Annotated in this window: 18 protein-coding genes and 1 riboswitch; of the genes, 15 read left to right on the top strand and 3 right to left on the bottom strand. The window is 69.7% G+C overall.

The features are described from left to right. Positions 1-4: 4 nt before the first annotated feature. On the bottom strand, positions 5-712 hold the full coding sequence (locus ACFVIV_RS37530) for a MerR family transcriptional regulator (RefSeq protein WP_379204846.1): 708 nt from the start codon (positions 710-712) through the stop codon (positions 5-7). A gap of 103 nt (positions 713-815) precedes the next feature. On the opposite strand from ACFVIV_RS37530, the gene ACFVIV_RS37525 reads away from it, so the two are divergent. Next, entirely contained in the window at positions 816-2,540 is a 1,725-nt protein-coding gene (locus ACFVIV_RS37525) for a GMC oxidoreductase (protein WP_379204844.1), read from the top strand. A 120-nt stretch (positions 2,541-2,660) separates the two neighbouring features. Then, entirely contained in the window at positions 2,661-2,894 is a 234-nt protein-coding gene (locus ACFVIV_RS37520; protein WP_379204843.1) for a DUF6368 family protein, read from the top strand. Between the two features lie 52 nt (positions 2,895-2,946). Here the strand turns inward: ACFVIV_RS37520 and ACFVIV_RS37515 are convergent, their stop codons facing one another. Next, positions 2,947-3,426, bottom strand: coding sequence for a hypothetical protein (locus ACFVIV_RS37515; RefSeq protein ID WP_379204841.1), 480 nt, complete (start codon positions 3,424-3,426; stop codon positions 2,947-2,949). A gap of 213 nt (positions 3,427-3,639) precedes the next feature. On the opposite strand from ACFVIV_RS37515, the gene ACFVIV_RS37510 reads away from it, so the two are divergent. From ACFVIV_RS37510 to ACFVIV_RS37475, 8 genes are all read left to right on the top strand, one after another. Beyond that, positions 3,640-4,248: a DUF2599 domain-containing protein gene (locus ACFVIV_RS37510; protein ID WP_379204839.1), complete on the top strand. Its 609-nt coding sequence runs from the start codon at positions 3,640-3,642 to the stop codon at positions 4,246-4,248. Positions 4,249-4,947: 699 nt separating this feature from the next. Further along, a complete protein-coding gene (locus ACFVIV_RS37505; RefSeq protein WP_379204838.1) occupies positions 4,948-6,276 on the top strand; it encodes an aminotransferase class V-fold PLP-dependent enzyme in 1,329 nt (442 codons plus the stop codon). Continuing rightward, positions 6,273-7,535, top strand: coding sequence for a heavy-metal-associated domain-containing protein (locus ACFVIV_RS37500; RefSeq protein WP_379204836.1), 1,263 nt, complete (start codon positions 6,273-6,275; stop codon positions 7,533-7,535). Before ACFVIV_RS37505 ends, ACFVIV_RS37500 begins: the two co-directional genes overlap by 4 nt. Then, positions 7,532-8,986, top strand: coding sequence for an alanine racemase (locus ACFVIV_RS37495; protein ID WP_379204834.1), 1,455 nt, complete (start codon positions 7,532-7,534; stop codon positions 8,984-8,986). Before ACFVIV_RS37500 ends, ACFVIV_RS37495 begins: the two co-directional genes overlap by 4 nt. Next, positions 8,968-10,317 (top strand): pyridoxal-phosphate dependent enzyme, encoded by a 1,350-nt coding sequence (locus ACFVIV_RS37490; RefSeq protein ID WP_379204833.1) that lies wholly within the window; start codon positions 8,968-8,970, stop codon positions 10,315-10,317. Before ACFVIV_RS37495 ends, ACFVIV_RS37490 begins: the two co-directional genes overlap by 19 nt. 74 nt (positions 10,318-10,391) lie before the next feature. Next, positions 10,392-12,254: a Na+/H+ antiporter gene (locus ACFVIV_RS37485; protein ID WP_379204831.1), complete on the top strand. Its 1,863-nt coding sequence runs from the start codon at positions 10,392-10,394 to the stop codon at positions 12,252-12,254. 209 nt (positions 12,255-12,463) lie between these two features. Next, positions 12,464-12,880 (top strand): hypothetical protein, encoded by a 417-nt coding sequence (locus ACFVIV_RS37480; RefSeq protein ID WP_379204829.1) that lies wholly within the window; start codon positions 12,464-12,466, stop codon positions 12,878-12,880. A gap of 69 nt (positions 12,881-12,949) precedes the next feature. After that, positions 12,950-13,576, top strand: coding sequence for a TetR/AcrR family transcriptional regulator (locus tag ACFVIV_RS37475; protein WP_379204827.1), 627 nt, complete (start codon positions 12,950-12,952; stop codon positions 13,574-13,576). 14 nt (positions 13,577-13,590) lie between these two features. On the opposite strand, the gene ACFVIV_RS37470 is transcribed toward ACFVIV_RS37475, so the two are convergent. Further along, on the bottom strand, positions 13,591-14,103 hold the full coding sequence (locus ACFVIV_RS37470; RefSeq protein ID WP_379204825.1) for a hypothetical protein: 513 nt from the start codon (positions 14,101-14,103) through the stop codon (positions 13,591-13,593). 294 nt (positions 14,104-14,397) lie between these two features. Between ACFVIV_RS37470 and ACFVIV_RS37465 the strand changes: the two genes are divergently transcribed. The 5 genes from ACFVIV_RS37465 to ACFVIV_RS37445 all read left to right on the top strand — a co-directional run bounded on the left by ACFVIV_RS37465 (position 14,398) and on the right by ACFVIV_RS37445 (position 20,400). Further along, the gene (locus tag ACFVIV_RS37465; RefSeq protein WP_379204823.1) at positions 14,398-15,297 is read left to right on the top strand and encodes an alpha/beta fold hydrolase; all 900 of its coding nucleotides are present in this window, start codon (positions 14,398-14,400) and stop codon (positions 15,295-15,297) included. Between the two features lie 176 nt (positions 15,298-15,473). Then, entirely contained in the window at positions 15,474-15,980 is a 507-nt protein-coding gene (locus ACFVIV_RS37460) for a methyltransferase family protein (protein ID WP_379204821.1), read from the top strand. Positions 15,981-16,245: 265 nt separating this feature from the next. After that, positions 16,246-16,420, top strand: a riboswitch (M-box (ykoK) riboswitch). A 202-nt stretch (positions 16,421-16,622) separates the two neighbouring features. Then, positions 16,623-17,330, top strand: a complete 708-nt coding sequence (locus ACFVIV_RS37455; protein WP_379204819.1) for an MgtC/SapB family protein — start codon at positions 16,623-16,625, stop codon at positions 17,328-17,330. Continuing rightward, positions 17,327-19,063: an ABC transporter permease gene (locus tag ACFVIV_RS37450; RefSeq protein ID WP_379204817.1), complete on the top strand. Its 1,737-nt coding sequence runs from the start codon at positions 17,327-17,329 to the stop codon at positions 19,061-19,063. The genes ACFVIV_RS37455 and ACFVIV_RS37450 overlap by 4 nt, the downstream gene beginning before the upstream one ends. 14 nt (positions 19,064-19,077) lie before the next feature. Continuing rightward, a complete protein-coding gene (locus tag ACFVIV_RS37445; RefSeq protein ID WP_379204815.1) occupies positions 19,078-20,400 on the top strand; it encodes a nitrate/sulfonate/bicarbonate ABC transporter ATP-binding protein in 1,323 nt (440 codons plus the stop codon). The last annotated feature ends 26 nt before the right edge of the window (positions 20,401-20,426 follow it).

The raw sequence follows: 20,426 nt of genomic DNA, 5'->3' as shown, positions 1-20,426 counted from the left end.
GTGCTCAGCGCGGATGATCCAGTTCGCGTGCGGCGCGCTCGATTTCGGCCACGAGGGTGGCGCCGCCGACCTCGCGGGCGGCGGCGCGGAAGCGGTCGCGGAACCGGTCCAGGTCGATATCGATGTCCTCGCCGCCGTAGCTGGTGGTGGCGGCCTCGCGGAAGGCGCGGACCATATCGTCGGCCAGGGCGGCGATATGGGTGCGGATGAGTTTGCGCAGGGTGCCCGACAAGGCGATGTCGGTGCCGACGTCGTAGAGGACCAGGGCGCCGGTGAGCATGGCCGGTTCGGGGATGTGCCAGCCGGCCGGGGTGCGGTGCAGGTAGCCCTCGGCGAGCAGTTCGTCGAGGATGTCGGTGCGCCGATCGCCCAGCAGATCCGACAGGCCCTCGTCGGTGACGGTCACCGGGGCGTCGGAGGGATCGGAGTAGCGTGGGTCGAACACCGCGCGCCAGTCGCCGTCGCGGGCGGTTTCGGCCTCGAATACCTCACGAATGGCCTCCAGGCGCAGCCCGCGCGCCTGCATGGCGGCGATGGCGGTCAACCGGTCCAGGTGCTCGTCGGTGTAGACGGCTTCCTTGCCGGCGCGGCCGGGCTTGGGCAGTACGCCCAGCGAGTGGTAGTAGCGGATGGTGCGGGCGGGCACGCCGCTGAGTTCGGCGAGTTGGGTGCGGCTGTATCGGCCCGTCGCCACGGCGCTGTGTCGGTCCACGCGACTCAGCATAGAGAGCGCAACCGATGAACGTTGACAGTGGCAACTGTCCGCGTTAGCGTAACCGCCGCCACACTGTCGACGACGACAAGGGAGTTCTGCGATGACCCAGCGGGAGACCGATTTCGACGTGCTCATCGTCGGGTCCGGGTTCGGCGGCAGTGTGACCGCGCTGCGGCTGGTGGAGAAGGGCTACCGGGTCGGGGTGCTCGAGGCCGGGCAGCGCTACGCCGATGACGAACTGCCCGAAACCAGCTGGGATCTGCGCAAATTCCTGTGGGCGCCGAAACTGGGCTGCTACGGCATCCAGCGCATCCACCCGCTGCGCGATGTGCTCATCCTGGCCGGGGCGGGCGTGGGCGGCGGCTCCCTGAACTACGCCAACACCCTGTACGTGCCGCCGCAGCCATTCTTCTCCGACGCGCAGTGGCGCGATATCACCGACTGGCGCGACGAGCTCATGCCCTACTACGAGCAGGCGCAGAAAATGCTCGGCGTGGTGCGCAATCCGCACATGACCCCCGCCGACGAGGTGTTCAAACAGGTCGCCGAGGACATGGGCGTGGGCGACACCTTCGTGCAGACTCCGGTCGGGGTGTTCTTCGGCGAGGCCGGCAAGACCGTGGCCGACCCGTACTTCGGCGGGGCTGGGCCGCAGCGCACCGGCTGCATCGAATGCGGCGAGTGCATGACCGGCTGCCGCCACAATGCCAAGAACACCCTGGTGAAGAACTACCTGTATCTGGCGGAAAAGGCCGGGGCGCAGATCGTTCCGATGACCACGGTGACCGCGATCCGGCCGCTGCCCGACGGCACCTGGGATGTCGACACCGAGCGCACCGGCGCCTGGGTGCGCAAGCAGCCCAAGACCTATACCGCCGGGCACGTGGTGCTGGCCGCGGGCACCCGCGGCACCCAGCAGCTGCTGTTCGCCATGCGCGACCGGGAGATCCTGCCCGCGCTGTCGCCGCGGCTGGGCGTGCTGACCCGCACCAATTCCGAATCCATCGTCGGCGCGGCCACCCGCAAGGTCGACCCGAACCGCGATTTCACCCGCGGCGTCGCCATCACCTCCTCGATCCACCCCACCCCCGACACCCACATCGAGCCGGTCCGCTACGGCAAGGGCTCCAACGCGATGGGCCTGCTGCAGACCCTCATGGTCGACGGCGGCGGGCGCATGCCGCGCTGGCTGCGGTTCCTGTGGACGGTGCTGCTGCATCCGCTGACGCTGGTGCAGTTCATGTCGGTGAAGAACTGGAGCGAGCGCACCATCATCTCGCTGGTCATGCAGCATCTGGACAATTCCATCACCACCTACACCAAGCGCGGGCTGTTCGGGCGCAAGCTCACCTCCAAACAGGGCCACGGCGAACCGAATCCGACCTGGATCCCGGTCGGCAACCAGGTCACCCGCGCGGTGGCCGAGAACATCGGCGGCGTGGCCGGCGGGTCCTGGGGCGAGGTGTTCAATATTCCGCTGACCGCCCACTTCCTCGGCGGCGCGGTGATCGGGGCGGACGCCGACTCCGGGGTCATCGACCCCTACCACCGCGTCTACAACTATCCGACGCTGAGCGTTGTCGACGGTGCGGCGGTGTCGGCGAATCTGGGCGTGAACCCGTCGCTGACCATCACCGCCCAGGCCGAGCGCGCGGCGGCCATGTGGCCCAACAAGGGCGAGGTCGACACCCGCCCCGCCCCGGGCAGCGGCTACCGCCGGATTGCACCGGTCGCACCGAGGCAGCCGGTGGTGCCGGCGAGCGCACCGGCGGCGCTGGTGCTGCCGATCGTCCGGATCACCAGCGGGGACATGGAATCCGCCTGACCTGCCAATCCGAAACATCACCGACCGGGAACTGGTGGCGGGGGCTGCTCGCGAAATGCCGCCACCAGTTCCCGGTCGGCGTCGTTTCACTCCTGGTGCCCGCTGGGGAGGGGAATCGGGATGCGGGGTGCGCTTACGCCGTTCGCCTGGCCCGCGACCATTCCGGTGCTGCATCCCAGCCCCGAGCAGCGGGCCGAGATCGCGAAGCGCACCGCGCACGCGCTGGGCAAACTGCCGGGCCGGGTCTATGTCGTCAACCACGGATCACGCAGGCAGCCACGCGAATCGCATGTGGGTGACGCGGAATTCCTCGACGCCTGGCTGCGGCATCCGCGCTTCCGGATGATCAAGTGAGGCAACCGCGGCCGTGCCGGGCGGCGAGGCGCGCCGCCCGGCACGGTGGATGTCAGCGGGCGTGGATGTGAGCGAAGCCCATCGGTGAGGTGGGCGGGGGGACGTCGCCGACCGGGGCGCGGAACTCCTGCAGAGCGGGCAGCACGTCCACGTGGCGGGCGGCGTAGCAGCGGACCTGCGGCAGCGCGTGGGCGACCTCGCTGCGTTCGAGGGGCTCGGAGTCGATGTAGCCGACCTGTTCGAGGTCGACGCCGAGGGTGTGGGCGATGCGGGAGATGGCCGCGGACTTGCGGCCCCAGCCCGCCTCGATGACCGCGAAGCGTTCCAAGTGCGCGTAGCGGCGCAGGTGGTCCACGGTCCAGGCGTGTTCGCCGCGGCTGGCGACGGCGTGCATGATGCCGCGTTCGGCGAGAATGCGCAGGGCGCGGATGGCGTCGGGCCGCGGTGCGCCGGCGCTCGAATCGCTCACCACGCCGTCCCACAGGGTGTTGTCCGGTTCCCAGACAAGACATTTCACAGTCGGCGTTGTCACATCCTGCCCCTACAGTCGTTCCAGCGGGCCGCTCGCGCGGCGGGGTACCACGGTCCTCGGTACCACCGATGGTGGACGGACCCGGGTTTCGGGAATCGGCCACCGCGTGACATCGTAGGGGCTGTCTGGGCCACAGTGCCACCGCTGGCAAATCCGCGACGCCGTCATTTTTGCGGCGATGACGGAAACATGAGCAGGCGATGACGGTCGGCAATGCTGGTCGGACATGGTGAGCGCAACAAGGAAGGGACACCGCCCATGCGGCAGTCGCGGAAACTATCCGGTGGCCTGGCCGCGCTCGCGCTGGCACTGGTACTAACCGGCTGCGGCGCCGCCGAGGAGTCCGCCCCGGTCGTGGTCGGCTCCATCGAGGAACAACCCGCCCCCGTCCCCCTCGAATCGGCCACCCAGGCCGCCCCCGCCACCACCCCCGCCGGCTCCGGCTCGGGCGCCGACCCCATCCTCCCGCCCCTCACCCCCGCCACCCCGGTCCCCACCGTCGACCCCTACGCCGACCAGCCCCTCATCGACCGCACCGAATGGACCGACACCCTCGACGGCCCCCGCCTGCTCATCTACCCCACCGAAGCCGGCCGCCTCGACACCTTCCCCACCGCCGGTGAACGCGCCTGGCAAGAAATCCTCGCCGCCGATCCGGACGCCGACACCCCCGGCATGCGCGACCAATTCATCTGCCACTGGGACTGGGCCCGCGTCGTAGCCCCCAACAAACCCAGCTGGAACCTCGAACCCTGGCGCCCCGCCGTCGGCTACCAGGAAACCGTCAACGCCCTCTGCAACCCCGGCGGCCCCGAACGCTGAGGCCCCCAACCCGATCGCGCACAGCATCGGGCCGACGTCCAGCCACACGCGAGCCAACCACCTTCGCCGAGACCACGCGTCGCCGAACATTCCGCGCGGCCGGTGCGCGGGATCCAGGAGACCGCCACAAATCCGTCGTTCCACTCTCGGCGGGCTCGAATGCGCACGGTGAGCAGCGTCCGCGGCCGTAGCTTCGGTGGGCGGGCGGTCCCGGAACGCCGACTCGCCAACCCGCTGGCGCCGACGAGCATTCGGCGCGGCCGTGTGCTCGACCCGCGGTGAGCAGCGGTCGGTGCGGCCGGTCTGGGAGGCGGGGGCCAATCTGAAACATCACCGACCGGGAACTGGTGGCGGGGGGCTCTCGCGAAATGCCGCCACCAGTTCCCAGTCGGTGTCGTTTCACTCTTGGGGGCGTGAATGCGGGATGAGGATGTACGCGCCGTTCATCCCGGGGGCGGCACTGCGCGAGTAGGGGCGCGCCGGAGCGGGTGAGCCGGGCGGGCTCTGGCGGCAATCGGACAACCCAGGGGACGATGTGATCGGGCGGGCCGGGCAGGGCAGGCGGTGGTGGGAGCCGAACCGGCACGTCATAGAAGTGTGGGGCGTGCTGGGGTCGGGGTGGGTGGGGTTCGTTTGGGGCGGTAACGAAGCGGTGTCGGCGAAAGGGGTTGCACGCGAGAAGCTTCGGGCGGTGTCCAAATGTGCGTATCGTTGGTGGCGTCCAGCGCGTACTCCTCGGAGGGAGGCGGCACGGTGCGGTCTTCTGCGCCTGCGAACACCGCCGGGCCCGCCGCCGCCCGGGGACCGGCGGGATCGGCTGTGCGGGGGATGTTTCCCGCGCTTGCCGAGGCTGCGGAGGTTTATCTGGATTCGGCCTCTACCACGCAGAAGCCGGCTGCTGTGATCGAGGCGGTGGGGCGGTATCACCGGTCGCGCACGGCCAATGCGGGGCGGGGGACGTATGCGTGGGCGACGAGTTTGGCGGCCGAGATCGAGCGGGTGCGGGAGCGGATGGCGGGGTTCATCGGGGCCGACGCCGATGAGGTGGTGTTCACCGGGGGCGCCACGGCGGGGTTGAACGCGGTGGCGCTGGCGTGGGGGTTGACGAATCTGCGGGATGGGGACGAGATTCTCTACAGTCCGCGCGATCATGCGTCGAATGTGTATCCGTGGCAGCATCTGCGGCGGCTGCTGGCCGGATTCGGGCGCACTGTCACGCTGGTGCCGTATCGGGTGAATGCGCTGGGTGAGGCCGATATCGAGGATGTGGCGGCGCGGATCAGCGGGCGGACGCGGTTGATCACGGTGGCGCATCTGCATCATGTGTTCGGCGGGCTCACCACCCTCGAGGAGTTGCGCGGGCGCATCGATCCGCGGATCGCGCTGTGTTTCGATTGCAGTCAGAGCGGCGGGCATCTGCCGGTGCGGGTGGCGGAGCTGGGCGCCGATTTCGCGGTGTTCTCCGCGCACAAGATGTTCGGCGCGCCGGGCACGGGGGTGCTGTATTGCCGCAGGCGCCGCCACGACGAGCTGACGCCGTTCCTGCCGGGCGGCAATTCCGGTGTGTCACTGGTGGATTCGGAGCTGTCCGGGGGCGCGATGCCGCACCGGCTGGAGGGCGGCACGCACAATCTGCCGGGCATTCTGGCCCTGGGTGCGGCGCTCGAGGTGCTCGAGCAGGTCGGGCTCGACACGATCCGCACCCACAATCGGGCGCTGACCCAGCGGCTGCTCGCGGGTCTGCGCGCGGTGCCGGGACTGGAGTTCGCGCCCGGTCCCGCGCACGCCCCGTGCGAAACCGGCTACGGCATCGTCTCCTTCACCGTGCCCGGAATCAGTTCCGGCGACCTGGGTTTCGTGCTCGGCGAGCTCGGATTCCTGGTCCGCACCGGCGCGCACTGCGTGCCGACCGGAGCGGCCGGCGCGGAGCAGGATTCGGTGCGGGTGAGCACCCACCTCTACACCAGCGCCGAGGAGATCGACCGGTTCGCCCAGTGTGTCGCCACGATCGCCGAGGAGGTCACATGACGAGCAACGGCCATCCACCCCGCTACGACCGCCGCGCCGCCTCCCGCGTGCTGGCCGGTGTGGCCCGCCCCGGACTGGGCCTCACCCCGGCCGCACCCCCGGCGCGCCGCATGGAATACACGTGCACGCCGGTGCGTTTCGAGCCGGGATCGCATCTGACGCTGTCGCAGCGACTGTATCTGGAACGGTTCATGCGCCCGTGCCGCGCCGAGCAGGTCACCAGCGCCACCCATCGCATCGCCTGGACCGACAGCGACGGGGTGCCCAATACCGGGCATTTCCACGCCGGCGGGCTGGGGCCGATCGTGCCGATCGCCATGCGCGAGGCGGTGCTCGGGTTGTGGCATTCGATCGAGGCCGATGCGGCCCTCGCACGCCGGATCGCGGGGTTGTCCGAGCGTGAGCGCGCGGTGCTCGAGGGCACCACCACCGATCACGAACCGGCCGAGATCTTCCGCGTCGGCATCGAGGCGTGCGGGCGGGCGCTGGCCCAGCACGCGCTGCTGGCCCGCTGGACGCCCTATCGCACGCCGGCCGAATTCGCGGCGGGCATGCGGGATTCGGGCATCTACTCCGCGGTCGCGACCCGCTGGTTCTGGGAGTTGCAGGCGTCGAGTTACCGGCGCGGCATGATCGCGGTCACCCTGGCCACCCAGCCCGACGGCACAGTCCGCTATTCCGCCGAGACGGTCGCCACGCTGCGGGCGATGAAGGACATGACCATCGAGGACGCGCACCGCACCATGCGCCGCGCCACCCATGTGGAGGGTTTGACCGTCGAGGAGGCCATCGCCCGCTATCACGAAGAGCTGGACCTGATCTCGCGCCAGTACGCGCTGCTGCCGCCGGGCACCCGCCCGGCCTGCCTGGCGGCCATGCCCCATCAGCTCGACGGCGCGCACTACAGCCTGCTGCCGGTGGTGGTGGACAAGTTCACCGAGTTGTTCACCGCGGTGGTGGGACGGTTGAGCATCGCCGAGGTGCCCGCCGACACCGGTTCCGACAGCATCGAACTGGCCGCGGCCGATCAGTTGTTCTTCGTGCCGGACATGACCTGCAAGCATTGCGTGCGCACCATTACCGGGGTGCTGGAGTCGATGGATATCGCGGTGCACGAGATCGACCTGATCAGCAAGCGCGTCACCGCCGAATTCCGCAGTCCCCGCAACCGTCATCGCGCCTTCGAGGCGTTGCGCGACAGCGGCTACAACCCGACCGTCGAGCTGCCCACCCCGGCCACCACGGAAACGGCCGTATGACGGCTGCGACCGCGCCGCGACTGCCGGCGAAGATTCATCCGCTGGTGCGCGCGTTCCTCGATGCGCCCGGCGCGGCCGAGGACGCCCTGGACCGGTTCGGGTCGCCGGCGCATCTGGTGTTCCCGCAGGTGTTCGCCGACAATCTCGCCCGGCTGCGCGCGGTGCTGGACGCCCAGCCGAGCCGGTATCGGATCTGCTACGCGCACAAGGTCAATCACTCCGCGGCGTTCGTGCGCACCGCCGAGCATGCCGGGATCGGCATCGACGTGGCCTCGGCGGCGGAGCTGGCGGGGGCGGTGCGCGCGGGCTTCTCGACCGACCGCATCGAAGTGACCGGGCCCAAGGGCGAGGTGTTCCTGCGCGAGCTGCTCGGCACCGGGATGACGGTCAATGTCGACAATGTGTGGGAGTTGCGGCGCATCACCGAGCTGGCCGCCGCGGGGGCGCGGGTGCCGGTGCTGGTGCGGCTGTCGGGGTTCGCGGGCGCACCGGTGAGCCGGTTCGGGGTGCCGCTGGCGCAGGCCGACGAAGCCCTCGCGGTGCTGGCCGCCCATCGGGAGCGGATCGCGTTCGCGGGCTTCGCCTTCCACATCGACTCCGGCGAGCCCGCCGAACGCATCCGCGCCGTGGACACCTGTCTCGAGCTCACCGAACGCGCCTACGAACACGGGCTCACTCCGACGGTGCTCGATATCGGCGGCGGCTTCCGGCAGGTGTTCACCGCCGACGCCGACGCCTTCGACGCCTATGTGGTCGCGCTGCGCGAATCGCTGCTCGGGCGCGGGGAGCCGATGGCGTGGGGCGGCAACACCTTCGGCTTCCATCTCGACGGCGGCGCCGTGCACGGCACCCCGGTGTTCCACAAATACGCCAATACCGTGCCCGCCGAGGCGATGCTGGCCGATCTGCTCACCGCCGGGCTCGACGCGCACGGCGGGCGCACCATCGCCCAGATCGCGGCGGAGAATCTGCTCGAGATCTGGCTGGAGCCGGGCAAGGCGCTGGTCGATCACGCCGGGATCACCGTCGCCCGCGTCGAATTCGTCAAACAGACCGCCGACGGCGCCACCCTGGTCAATCTCGATGTCAGCCGCGACACCGTCACCCCCGCCGATCAGGAGGTGATGGTCGACCCGCTGCTGCTGCCCGCCCGCGCGCACACCACGCCGAATTCCGGTGCGGTGGGGGTGTTCCTGGCCGGGCGGTTGTGCCTGGAACGCGATCTGATCACCAATCACAAGGTGTGGCTGCCGCACCGCCCGCAACCCGGTGACCTGCTGGTGTTCCCCAATACCGCCGCCTACCACATGGACCTCTCGGCAGCGTGCGCGTCCATGCATCCACTGCCGCCCAAGCTCGCGGTCACCGTGCACGACAGCGGTTTCGCGGTCTGCCGCGACCACGACTACCAGCCCGGCCGGCCGGTACCGCAATGGCACGGGGTGCAATGATGCGCTACGACCACATCACCGAGCTCATCGGCAACACTCCCCTGCTGCGACTGGATCCGGCCGTGCACGGACTGCCGAATGTCGAGCTCTACGCCAAACTCGAATCGTTCAACCCCTTCGGCTCGGTCAAGGACCGCGTCGCCTGGGGCATGATCCGCGACGAACTCGACGAGATCATCACCGGCGGACGCACTCTCATCGAGGCCTCCAGCGGCAATACCGCCAAGGCGCTGCGCATCCTGGGCGCCCTGCACGGCATCGGGCTGCGGGCGGTCACCAACCGCATCAAGGTCGCCGAGGTGCGCGAGATGCTGCAACTGTTCGGCACCGACATCGAGGAGCTGCCCGGGCTGTCGGAATGCCCGGATCCGACCGCGCCCAACGACGTCTACTCCGTCATCGAAGCCACCATGGCCCGCGACCCGCACGCCTGGCATCACCCCTCGCAGTACACCAGCGAGAAGAACATCGAGGCCCATTACGGGGGCACCGGCCGCGAGATCCACGACGATCTGGCCCGCGACGGCATCACCCGCGTCGATGTCCTGCTCGGCGGGCTGGGCACCACCGGCTCCACCCGCGGCGCGGCCACCTTTCTGCGCAAACACAATCCGGAGCTGCGCACCATCGCGGTGGTCTCCGAACGCAGCGACTTCATCCCCGGCATCCGCTCGGAAACCGAACTGTGGGACGTCGGCTTGTTCCAACCCGACTTCTACGACCGCATCCTCCCCGTCGAGGCCGGGCGCGCCGTCGACGCCACCGTCGAACTGGCCACCCGCCACGGCGTGCTGGCCGGCCCCACCAGCGGCGCCACCTACGCCGCCGCCCTGGATTTCCTGTCCGCCGTGGACCATTCACCCACCGACCGCCCCCTGATCGCGGTGTTCATCGTCTGCGACCGCCTCGAACCCTACCTGTCCTACATCCGCAAACGCCGCCCCGAACTCTTCGGCCGCCCCGGCCGCGAAACCGGCCCGACGCCCGCCGAACTCGCCGCCACCCCCACCCTGTCCCCCGACGCCCTGGAAACTCTCGACCGCCAGGCCCGCCCCACCATCGTCGACACCCGCGGCGCCATGGCCTACCGCATCGGCCACGTCCCCGGCGCCCTCAATATCCGCGACGACCAACTCGACGACATGTTCACCCACGGCATCCCCTTCTCCCGTTCACGCCCACTGGTTTTCGTCTGCCCCGTGGGCGAGCTGTCGCTGCGCTACGCCGCCCTGGCCCGCCGCGCCGGCTTCGACGCCACCAGCCTCGCCGGCGGCATCACCGCCTGGCGCGACGCGGGCAAACCCCTGGAATCGGCGCCGCGCCGGTCCTGAGGGCCGAGCCCACGGCGCCGACACGCCATGGCCGGTGCGGGCGCGACACACCGGGGCTGGCACGATGATCGTTTGTGGAGGTCGCGTTCGGGCTCGTCGTGCTGGTGGCGGTGGCGGTGGGGCTGGCGGCCCTGGCCCGCCGGTTCGGGTTCGGGGAGCCGTTCGTGCTCACCGTGGCGGGGGTGATCGCCTCCTATCTGCCGTTCGTGCCCGAGGTCGATGTGGAACCCGAGCTGGTGCTGCTGGGATTGCTGCCACCGTTGCTGTACACCACCGCGATTCGGACTTCGCTGGTCGATTTCAAACCCAAGAAGCTCTCCATCACGCTGCTGTCGGTGGGGCTGGTGCTGTTCACCGCGTTCGCGGTGGGGGCGGTGGTGTACTGGCTGCTGCCGGTGCCGTTCGCGGCGGCGGTGGCGATCGGGGCGGTGGTGGCGCCGCCGGATGCGGTGGCCGCGACCGCGGTGGCGCGGCGGGTGGGGATGCCGCGGCGGATCGTGACGCTGCTCGAGGGTGAGTCGCTGTTCAACGACGCGACCGCGCTGACCACGCTGCGCACCGCCATCGCCGCCATGGCGGGCACGATCACCCTGTGGGAGGCGGGCGCGGACTTCATCGCCGCGGCCGGGGGCGGTGCGCTCATCGGGGTGGCGGCGGCGCTGGTGCTGGCGTTCCTGCGCCGGCGCATCAGCGATCCGGTGCTGGATACGAGTGTGTCGCTGCTGGCCCCGTGGCTGGCGTATCTGCCGGCCGAGGCGGTGCATTCCTCCGGGGTGATCGCGGTGGTCACCTGCGGGCTCATTCTCGGCTATCAGGCGCCGCGCTGGCAGAGCGCGGCCTCACGGATTTCCGAGCACACCAATTGGCGCACCATCGCATTCCTGCTGGAGAGCGCGGTGTTCCTGCTCATCGGGTTGCAGGTGCGGCATTTCGTGGAGGACGCCTGGCACAGCGATCTGCCGCATTCCACACTGCTGCTCACCTGCGCGGCGGTACTGGTGACGGTGATCGTGGCGCGGCCGCTGTGGGTGTTCCCGTCCACTTTCCTGGCCTGGCGGGTCGAAGGACGGCGACTGGGCAAGCCGAAACCGCATTGGACCGGGCCCGCGGTGGTGTCGTGGGCGGGCATGCGCGGGGTGGTCACCCTGGCCGCGGCGCTGCTGCTGCCCGAGGACACGCCCGAACGGGCGACGCTGATCCTGCTGGCGGTGGTGGTGGTCGCCGGAACATTGCTGCTGCAAGGCATGTCGCTGCCGTGGCTGGTGCGGGCGCTGCGGCTGCGCGGGCCCAGCCACGCCGAGGACCTGCTGCAGGAAGCCAATCTGCTGCAGCAGGCCACCACGGCGGGACTGGCGGCCCTGGAAGCCAACATCACCCCCGAGACGCCACCGGAGGTGGTGGCGGCGCTGCGCAACCGGGTCACCATGCGGGCGCGCTCGGCGTGGGAGCTGCTGGGGCGCTCGGAATCCCAGCGCATCACCCCCAGCGGCGAGTACCGGCGGCTGCGGCTGGCCATGCTGGCCGCCGAACGCGACACCGTGCTCACCGTGCGCGATGCCGGCACCATCGACCACGAGGTGCTGCAGCAGGTGATGGCCACCCTCGATATCGAGGAATCCACCATCGACCGCATCGCCGAGGCCGGCGAAACCGGGGAACCGTTGACCGCCACCATGACCGGGGACTGCACGCATCTGCGCGAGGCCCCCACCGTGCAGGTGCCCGACACCCCCGACGCGTGCGGCGAATGCCTGGAGGAGGGCCTGGAATGGGTGCATCTGCGCATGTGCCTGGACTGCGGGCACGTCGCCTGCTGCGACTCCTCGGTCGGCCGCCACGCCGAGAAGCATTTCGACACCACCGGGCATCCGGTCATGCGCAGCGTGGAACCGGGCGAATCCTGGCGCTGGTGCTACATCGACGAACTGCTCGGATAGCGCTGCGATAGCCGGGATTCCGGGGCGCGGCATGCACCGTGACCGAGTACCGAACGAGTAGTCCGTTCCGCGCGTGTCGCACCGAGGATGCGCCGACACTGGCGTATGTGCGCCAATGGTGTCGCCGGGCAGTGCGCGCTGCGGGGAGTGGCCTGCCCATCCATCGGCAGTTTCCCTCATCCGCGCTTCCTGCAAGGGGATGATCACCCATGATCCGGTCCCGCACATCGGCTTTCGCCACCGCCGCCACCACCTTCGCCGCCCTGGCCTCGGCCGCGGTGCTCATCGCGCCCGCCGCCCATGCCGAGGTGTGGCGCGTGGACGTCTCGTCGAGCAACTCCATCTCCCTGGGCGGCCCGCGCTACGGTTCGGGCTGCTCCTACACCGTCACCGTGGAAGGCCGCAGCGGTGATTCGGCCTGGTTCTACGACATCGGCGCCTACGGCACGTTCAACCCGCAGTCGGTGACCATCGGCCGCGACGGCCGCGCCACCACCACCTGGACCCCGCAGGCCACCGGCCGGCACCGCATCTACGCCGACTCCTACTGGGGTTCGGCGGCCACCGACTACTTCGAGGTCGGCACCGGAATCAACCTCGGCAGCGCCTGCGTGGTCCTGCGCTGACCCGCGATCATCGGCACCGGGTCACCGGGCGTGCACGCGCAGGCGCGCACGGGCGCTACCCTTGACCCGGTGCAGACAGGCCAGCCCTCCTCCGACGCCGAACCCCGCATCTGGGGCGGAACGACCCTCACCGAACGCCGTGAGGCGCGTCGCGCCGCCCTGCTCGACGCCGCCCTCGACCTGATCGGCGAGTCCGGTGCGGGCGCGGTCACCATGCGCGCGGTCTGCCGCAAGGCCAACCTGACCGATCGCTACTTCTACGAATCCTTCGCCAGCCGAGACGAACTGCTCGACGTCCTCTACCGCCAGATCGCCGACGAATTCCTCGAACCCATGACCGCCTTCGCCGTCGTCGACGACCCCACCCGCGACCGCGCCCTGTCGGAGATCCTGGTCGACAAGGTCCTCGAGGATCCCCGCAAATCCCGGCTGTTCCTGGTCGAACCGTATTCCTCGACGGGCCTGGGCCAGACCACCATCGCGGTCATGCCCGCCTTCACCCGCCTGATCCAGGATCACCTGTTCGCCCACATCGACGATCCGGTGCAGCGCCGCGTCGCCGCGGTCACCATGGCCTCGGGCAATGCCGGCATGTTCTCGGCCTGGCTCAACGGCACCCTGCGCGCCACCCGCGACCAGATCGTCGATCACCTGGTGCAGACCATCGCCGCCTACCGCGGCATGTATCGGGGCTGATGCCCCCGCGCGGGTCAGAAGGCGTTGCGGAAACGCTCCCAGGTCTCCTCGGTGGAGACGAACACCCGCACCTGCGCGTTCGGGATGCCCGGTAGTTCCTTGACCCCCGGGAATTCCGCCCCGCTCGTGGACAATCCGACCAGCACCGGCACCCAGCGCCGCCCGAGGTTGCGCCAGTGTTTGCCGACCTCGGTGAGCGTGCCGATATCACCGAACATGTCATAGCTGACCGGACCCTTCATCGCCTTCCACTGGGTCAGCAACACCGGATACTCCCCGGCATCGGCTTCCGCCTCACAGTTGTAGGCGATGTCGTAGCGGCGGCGGGCAATGCTCAACTCCCGCTGATAGTTCACCCCCCGCTCGGCACTGCGCTGATGATGCTGCCAGCGCAGGAACTGCACCACGCACCACTGCTCCCAGCCCCTGTCCTTCGACACGGCCAGCGCCTCGTTCACCGCGCCCACATCGGCCGCCACCCATTGCAGGAGATCGTCGTACAGATTGTCGATGGTCAGCTTGCGCATCGCGTCCTCCATGCTCGACCGTTCGGTCGAACCATCGTAGGACCGCACGAAACGTCCCATGTCGCACTTGATTTGAACATATCGTTCGGTATCTTCACTCCGAAGATCAAATCCCCCAATGGATTTCGACGCGCACCGTGAACGACGGCGCGAACGGGCCACCGCTGCCGCGATCACCGTGCGCCGATCCCTCCCACTTCACCATAGCCCGGCCGGGCGGGCTTGCGGCAAGGGCCCGGTATGGGGGCATACTCGCAGGTCCGAGCCATGGCGGCGCGGAGAAGGCGAGGATCTGTGAGCGAGCAGACGGCAGTGGGTGTCGGGCCGGCGAAGATGGACATCGCCTACGAATCCCTCGGGAATCCATCGGACCCGGCGCTGGTGTTGATCATGGGTGGTGGCGCACAGCTGGTGCATTGGCCACAAGGGTTCTGCGATGGGTTGGTCGAGCGCGGTTTCCGGGTGATCCGATTCGACAACCGCGATTCCGGCCACTCGACCCACCTCGCCGACGCGCCCGCCCCCGACAACATGGCGGCCATGGGCGGCGACCTGTCCTCGGCGGCCTACGACCTGTCGGACATGGCGGCCGATACCGTCGGACTCCTCGACGCGCTCGAGATCGGGAGTGCGCACCTGGTCGGCCTGTCGCAGGGCGGAATGATCGCCCAGACGGTGGCGGCCGAACACCCGCAGCGGGTGCGCTCGCTGACCTCGATGTCGTCGACGACCGGCAATCCCGCCGTGGGCGCGGCGAAGCCGGGCGCGTTCGGCGCGGGCGGCCCGCCGCCACAGGACCGCGACGGCTATATCGCGTGGCGAGTCACGGTCACCCGCGCGCTGGCCTCACCGGGCTTCATCTTCGACGAGGCCGCCGTGAGGGCCACCGCCGCCCGCGCCTACGACCGCGACCACGATTTCGTGTCGATGATGCGCCAGCTGATCGCGGTGCTCGCCTCTGGTGACCGGACTGCGCAATTGCACGCGGTGCAGGCCCCCACCCTGGTCGTGCACGGCGCCGACGACCCGGTGATCGACGTCAGCGGCGGCGTGGCGACGGCCGCGGCCATCGCGGGCGCGGAGCTGCTGGTCGTGGACGGGCTGGGACACAGCCTGCCGCGCGAGCTGTGGAGCGAATTCGCCGACCGCATCGCCGATCTCGCGCATCGCGCGGACGCGGGCGCACAGCGGTAACTCGCGGGCGAGATGACGAGGGCCGCTGCTCGAGTGCGTGCCGGCGGCCACCGCGACCGAGGACGGCGTGGCGGCGAGAATCCGATTGCCGCACATCCGATCTCCCCGAGCCGGCAGATCCGGTGACGGGCCGCTCCCGTCCCCGGACGGCATCAAACCGAACTACGCTGGATCTCGTGCGCGGAACGATACCTCCCCTCCCCGCTCTCACTCTCATGACCGCGGCGCACACCTCGGCCTTCGCGGTCCTGCCCATCGCGGTGTCGAGCCTCGGTGAGCGCCACGGATGGTCCCGCGACCGGCCGGGTTCGGCGAACCTCGCCGCAGGCGTTCCGGTCCTGATCACCGGCGTCGGCATCTACGCCTGGACCGTGGCCACCCATCTGAAGCAGGCCCAGCCGGGCTGGCAGATCGCCCTGACCCCCGATTACCTGGCTCGATCCGGCCCCTATCGGCTCTCCCGCAACCCCATGTACCTCGCCCAGCTCACCCTGTGGGCCGGCTGGGCGGCCCTGTTCGGCAGCCTGCCCGTGGCCGGCGGCCTCGCGGCCTGGACGGCGTTCGTGACCGGTCTCGTGCGCTGGGAGGAGCGGTCCTTGCACAAGCGGTGGGGGGCGACCTATGACGCGTACCGGCGCCGGGTGCCGCGCTGGGCCGCACTGCCCGGCCGCGGAACCCGCTGAGCCCGAACCACCGGCACAGGGTTGCCCGGCAAGTTCGGCGCGAGCCTGCCGAATGGAACGGTGATCGCTTCTACAAGAAGGCTTTTCGCCCGGTTGCGCGGGATCGTTGCGAGCTGCGGGACGCCGACGCCGGGCGGGCCGTCGAGGTTCATCGGGCAGCAACCGCACGCCGTGACGTGCGACCGCGGCGGCGCGGCCGCGGAGTGCGACGGCGGCCACATCGGGTTGCGGGGTGGGGGTGGGCGGGTGTTTACTCGCTGACGCAAGGTGCCGTCGTTAGCTGAGGTTCCTGCACGGATACAGGCCGGCGACCGGAAACGTCGAGAGACGCCAATGGTCAGGACAGGCTTCCCCGGATTAAGGGGTTGCTCCGACCGGCTCCCACCCGCGCGGTGGGTTTACGCCGTGCAGTGCTGAAGGTCTTACGAGGAGTGGTGCCCCTACCTCGCGGGTCTCGCAGGTCTCCACTCCCGTTCGGTGCGTGTGCGCGGTGTCGAGGAGGTGGTTGTCGTGCCCGATGGATCGGACAGAGTTCCGTTAGCCAATCGTTCACTAGGCGACACTCCTTTTCGTTGCCGTGTGCTGCCCGCGTCCGGGTAGCGTCGGTTTTTCGAGTGCGCCGATCTCTGTGTGGGAGGCGTCGTGACGACGTGGGAAATGCTGTTGCGGCTCGGGGCCGGTGTCGGGCTGGGCGCGATCATCGGGTTCGAGCGGCAGTACCGGGCCCGGATGGCCGGGCTGCGGACGAATGCGCTGGTGGCGGCCGGTGCGACCTTGTTCGTGCTGTTGTCGGCGCACGGGTTCGCCGGGGCCACCGCGGATCCGACGCGGGTGGCGGCGCAGATCGTGTCGGGCATCGGGTTCCTGGGTGCGGGCGTGATCTTGCGCGATGGGTTCAATATTCGCGGCCTCAATACCGCGGCCACCCTGTGGTGTTCGGCTGCGGTGGGTGCGCTGGCGGGGGCGGGCATGTTCTCGACGGCGGCGGCGGGCACGGTGGTGGTGGTCATCGTGAACACCGCGCTGCGCACCGCGGCGCGCGCGGTGGACCGGCCGGTGGCCGACGGCAGCGAGACCGAGGCGCTGTATGCCTTCACCGCCGACACCGATGACGCGCACGAGGCGCATGTGCGGGCGCTGCTGGTGCAGTCGTTGACGCGCACCGACTTCCGGCTGGTGTCGATCTCGAGCCACGACACCGTGGCCGGGCGGGTGCAGGTGCGTGCGGAGCTGACCGGGGACCGCCGCGACGACCGGCAGATGGAGACCGCGGTGAGCCGGTTGAGCCTGGAGCCGTCGGTGACCAGCGTCGCCTGGCGCATCGTGCCGGAGAAGGTGACCGAGCAGTGACGCAGGTGCGGGCGTATTCGTCGCATCCGGGCCTGGACCGGCCGCGCTCGCGGTGGGCGGATGCGGCGGTGTTCGTCGGCGCGGCGGTGCTGATCTGGGTGGTGGTGAAGGTGTCGGCGGGGGTGAACGTGCCCTTCGACCAGGCCGACGCACCCGCGGCGGTGTCCACCGACCCCGATCAGCTGCCCTACTATGCGGCGCGGTCGCTGCTGCGCATGTTCGCCGCGCTGGGCCTGTCGATCGCGTTCACCTTCGTCTACGCCACCGCGGCCGCGCGGCTGCCGCGCGCGGGCAAGGTGCTGCTGCCGCTGCTGGACATTTTGCAGTCGGTGCCGATCCTGGGTTTCCTGTCGATCACCATCACCGGGTTCATCGCCTTGTTCCCCGGCTCGTCGCTGGGTTTGGAGGCCGCGTCGATCTTCGCGATCTTCACCTCCCAGGCATGGAACATGACCTTCGCGTTCTATCAGTCGCTGATCTCCCAGCCGCGCGAACTCGACGAGGCCGCCCGCAATCTGCGCTTGTCGCGCTGGCAGCGGTTCTGGCGGGTGGATGTGCCCTCGGGCATGTTCCCCCTGGTGTGGAACGCGATGATGAGTTTCGGCGGCGGCTGGTTCTTCCTCACCGCCGCCGAAGCCATCAGCGTCAACAATCGCGAGTACGCGCTGCCGGGCATCGGCTCCTATGTGGCCGGCGCGGCCGCCGAATCCGACACCGGCAAGGTGATGCTGGCGGTGGCCACCATGATCATCATGGTGATCGGGCTCAACGTGGCATTCTGGCGGCCGATCACGGTGTGGGCGGAGCGTTTCCGCGTCGAGGACTCCGAATCCGCCGACGCGCCACGGTCCCTGGTGCTGGATCTGCTGCGCCGCTCCCACCTTCCCGGCGGGCTGGCCAAGCTGCTGGGGCCGCTGGTGTATCCGATCGACCGGGGCATGGCCGTGTTCGGGCTGGCCGAACGCCCGCTGTATGTGCCGGTGCTGCGCCGCCGGGTCGCCGATGTGGTCTTCGGCGCGGTAGTCGCGGTCGCACTCACCGTGGGCGCGGTGCTGATGCTGCACTACATTCACACCATCGTCGGCTTCGGCGAACTCGCCCATGCCGCGTTCCTGGGTGTGCTCACCCTGGGCCGGGTCATCGTGCTGCTGCTCGTGGCCAGTGCGGTGTGGGTGCCGATCGGGGTGTGGATCGGGTTGAACCCCAAGGTGACCCGCCTGGCGCAGCCGGTGGTGCAGGTGCTGGCCAGCTTCCCCGCCAACTTCCTGTTCCCGCTGGTGACCGCCGTCCTGGTGGCCACCGGCGCGAGCCTGCAGTGGGCGGCCATCGCGCTCATGGCGCTGGGCGCGCAGTGGTACATCCTGTTCAATGTGATCGCCGGCGCCGCCGCGGTCCCCAATGATCTGCGCGAAGCCGCAGCCAACCTGCGGCTGCCGCGAAACCTGTGGTGGCGCAAGCTGATCCTGCCCGCCATCTTCCCCTCCTATGTGACCGGCGCGCTGACCGCGGCGGGCGGGGCGTGGAATGCCTCCATCGTGGCCGAGGTCGTCGAATTCGGTCCCACCACCCTGGTCGCCACCGGCCTGGGCTCCTACATCGCCGACGCCACCCGGGTGGGTGACTTCCCGCGCATCCTGGTCGGGGTGCTCGTGATGAGCAGCTTCGTCGTCGGCATCAATCGACTGTTCTGGCGGCGGCTGTACGCGCTCGCGCAACGCCGCTACTCGCTGTAGACGGGAGAATCCCCATGACACACACGGTCACCACCGGCGAGGTCCTGATGGATCTGCGCGGGGTGCGCATGTCGTTCACCGGCGCGGGCGGGGAACCCCTGCAGGTGCTCGACCAGGTCGATCTGCAATTGCGCGAGGGCGAGATCGTGGCGCTGCTGGGCCGCTCCGGCTCGGGCAAATCCACCATCCTGCGCATTATCGCCGGGCTGCTGGCCCCCACCGACGGCCACGTCGACTACCGCGGCACCCCGTTGACCGGCTCCAATCCCGGTGCGGCCCTGGTGTTCCAGTCCTTCGCGCTGATGCCGTGGCTGAGCGTGCAGGACAATGTGGAACTCGGGCTGGCCGCGCGCGGCATCGCCCCCGCCGACCGGCATCGGCGCGCCCTGGCGGCCATCGACCGCATCGGCCTGGACGGTTTCGAAACCGCCTACCCCAAGGAGCTGTCCGGCGGCATGCGCCAGCGCGTCGGCTTCGCGCGCGCCCTGGTGCTGGAACCGGATCTGCTGCTCATGGACGAACCGTTCTCCGCGCTGGATGTGCTGACCGCGGAGAACCTGCGCACCGAACTGGTGAACCTGTGGGCGACCACCGATTTCCCCACCAAATGCATCTGCATCGTCACCCACAATATCGAGGAGGCGGTGCTGCTGGCCGACCGCGTGGTGGTGCTGGGCGCCAATCCCGGCCACATCATCGCCGAGGTCGGCGTGGACCAGCCGCGCCCGCGCAATCGCCGCGCCCCGGGCTTCGCCGCCCTGGTCGATCACATCTACGGCCTGCTCACCGGCCGCGACACCGAAATAGCCACCGCCACACCGGATTCGGCCACCCCGTTCGCCACGCCGCTGCCGGATGCCTCCGTCGGCGGCATCGCGGGCCTGCTGGAGCTGGTGTGGGGCAGCCACGGCCGCGCCGATCTGCCCGAGGTCGCCGACGAACTCAACTTCGAACTCGACGACCTGCTGCCCCTCGTCGACGCCGCCGCCCTGCTCGGATTCCTCACCGTCGACTCCGGCGACGTCATCCTCACCAATGTGGGCGCGCGCATCGTCAATGCCGACATCCAGGGTTCCAAACGCATTTTCGCCGACCAGGCCCGCCGGCGCGCCCCGCTGGTGCGCACCATCTGCAGCGCGCTCATCGGCAGCGCCGAGGGCAGCGTGCGCGCGGACTTCGTGCTGGATCTGCTGCGGCGCGGCTTCTCCGACGAGGACGCCCGCCGCCAGCTGGAATTGGCCATCGACTGGGGCCGCTACGGCGAGTTGTACGACTACGACACCGATTCCGGCCGCATCACCGTCGACCCGGCCGCGGATTTGTCCGCCGACCGGTAAAGCGCCGCGCGCGGGCCGCCGCACCG

Source organism: Nocardia sp. NPDC127526, assembly GCF_042672265.1.
Taxonomy (GTDB): domain Bacteria; phylum Actinomycetota; class Actinomycetes; order Mycobacteriales; family Mycobacteriaceae; genus Nocardia.
This window is presented reverse-complemented; position numbering and strand designations above follow the sequence as displayed.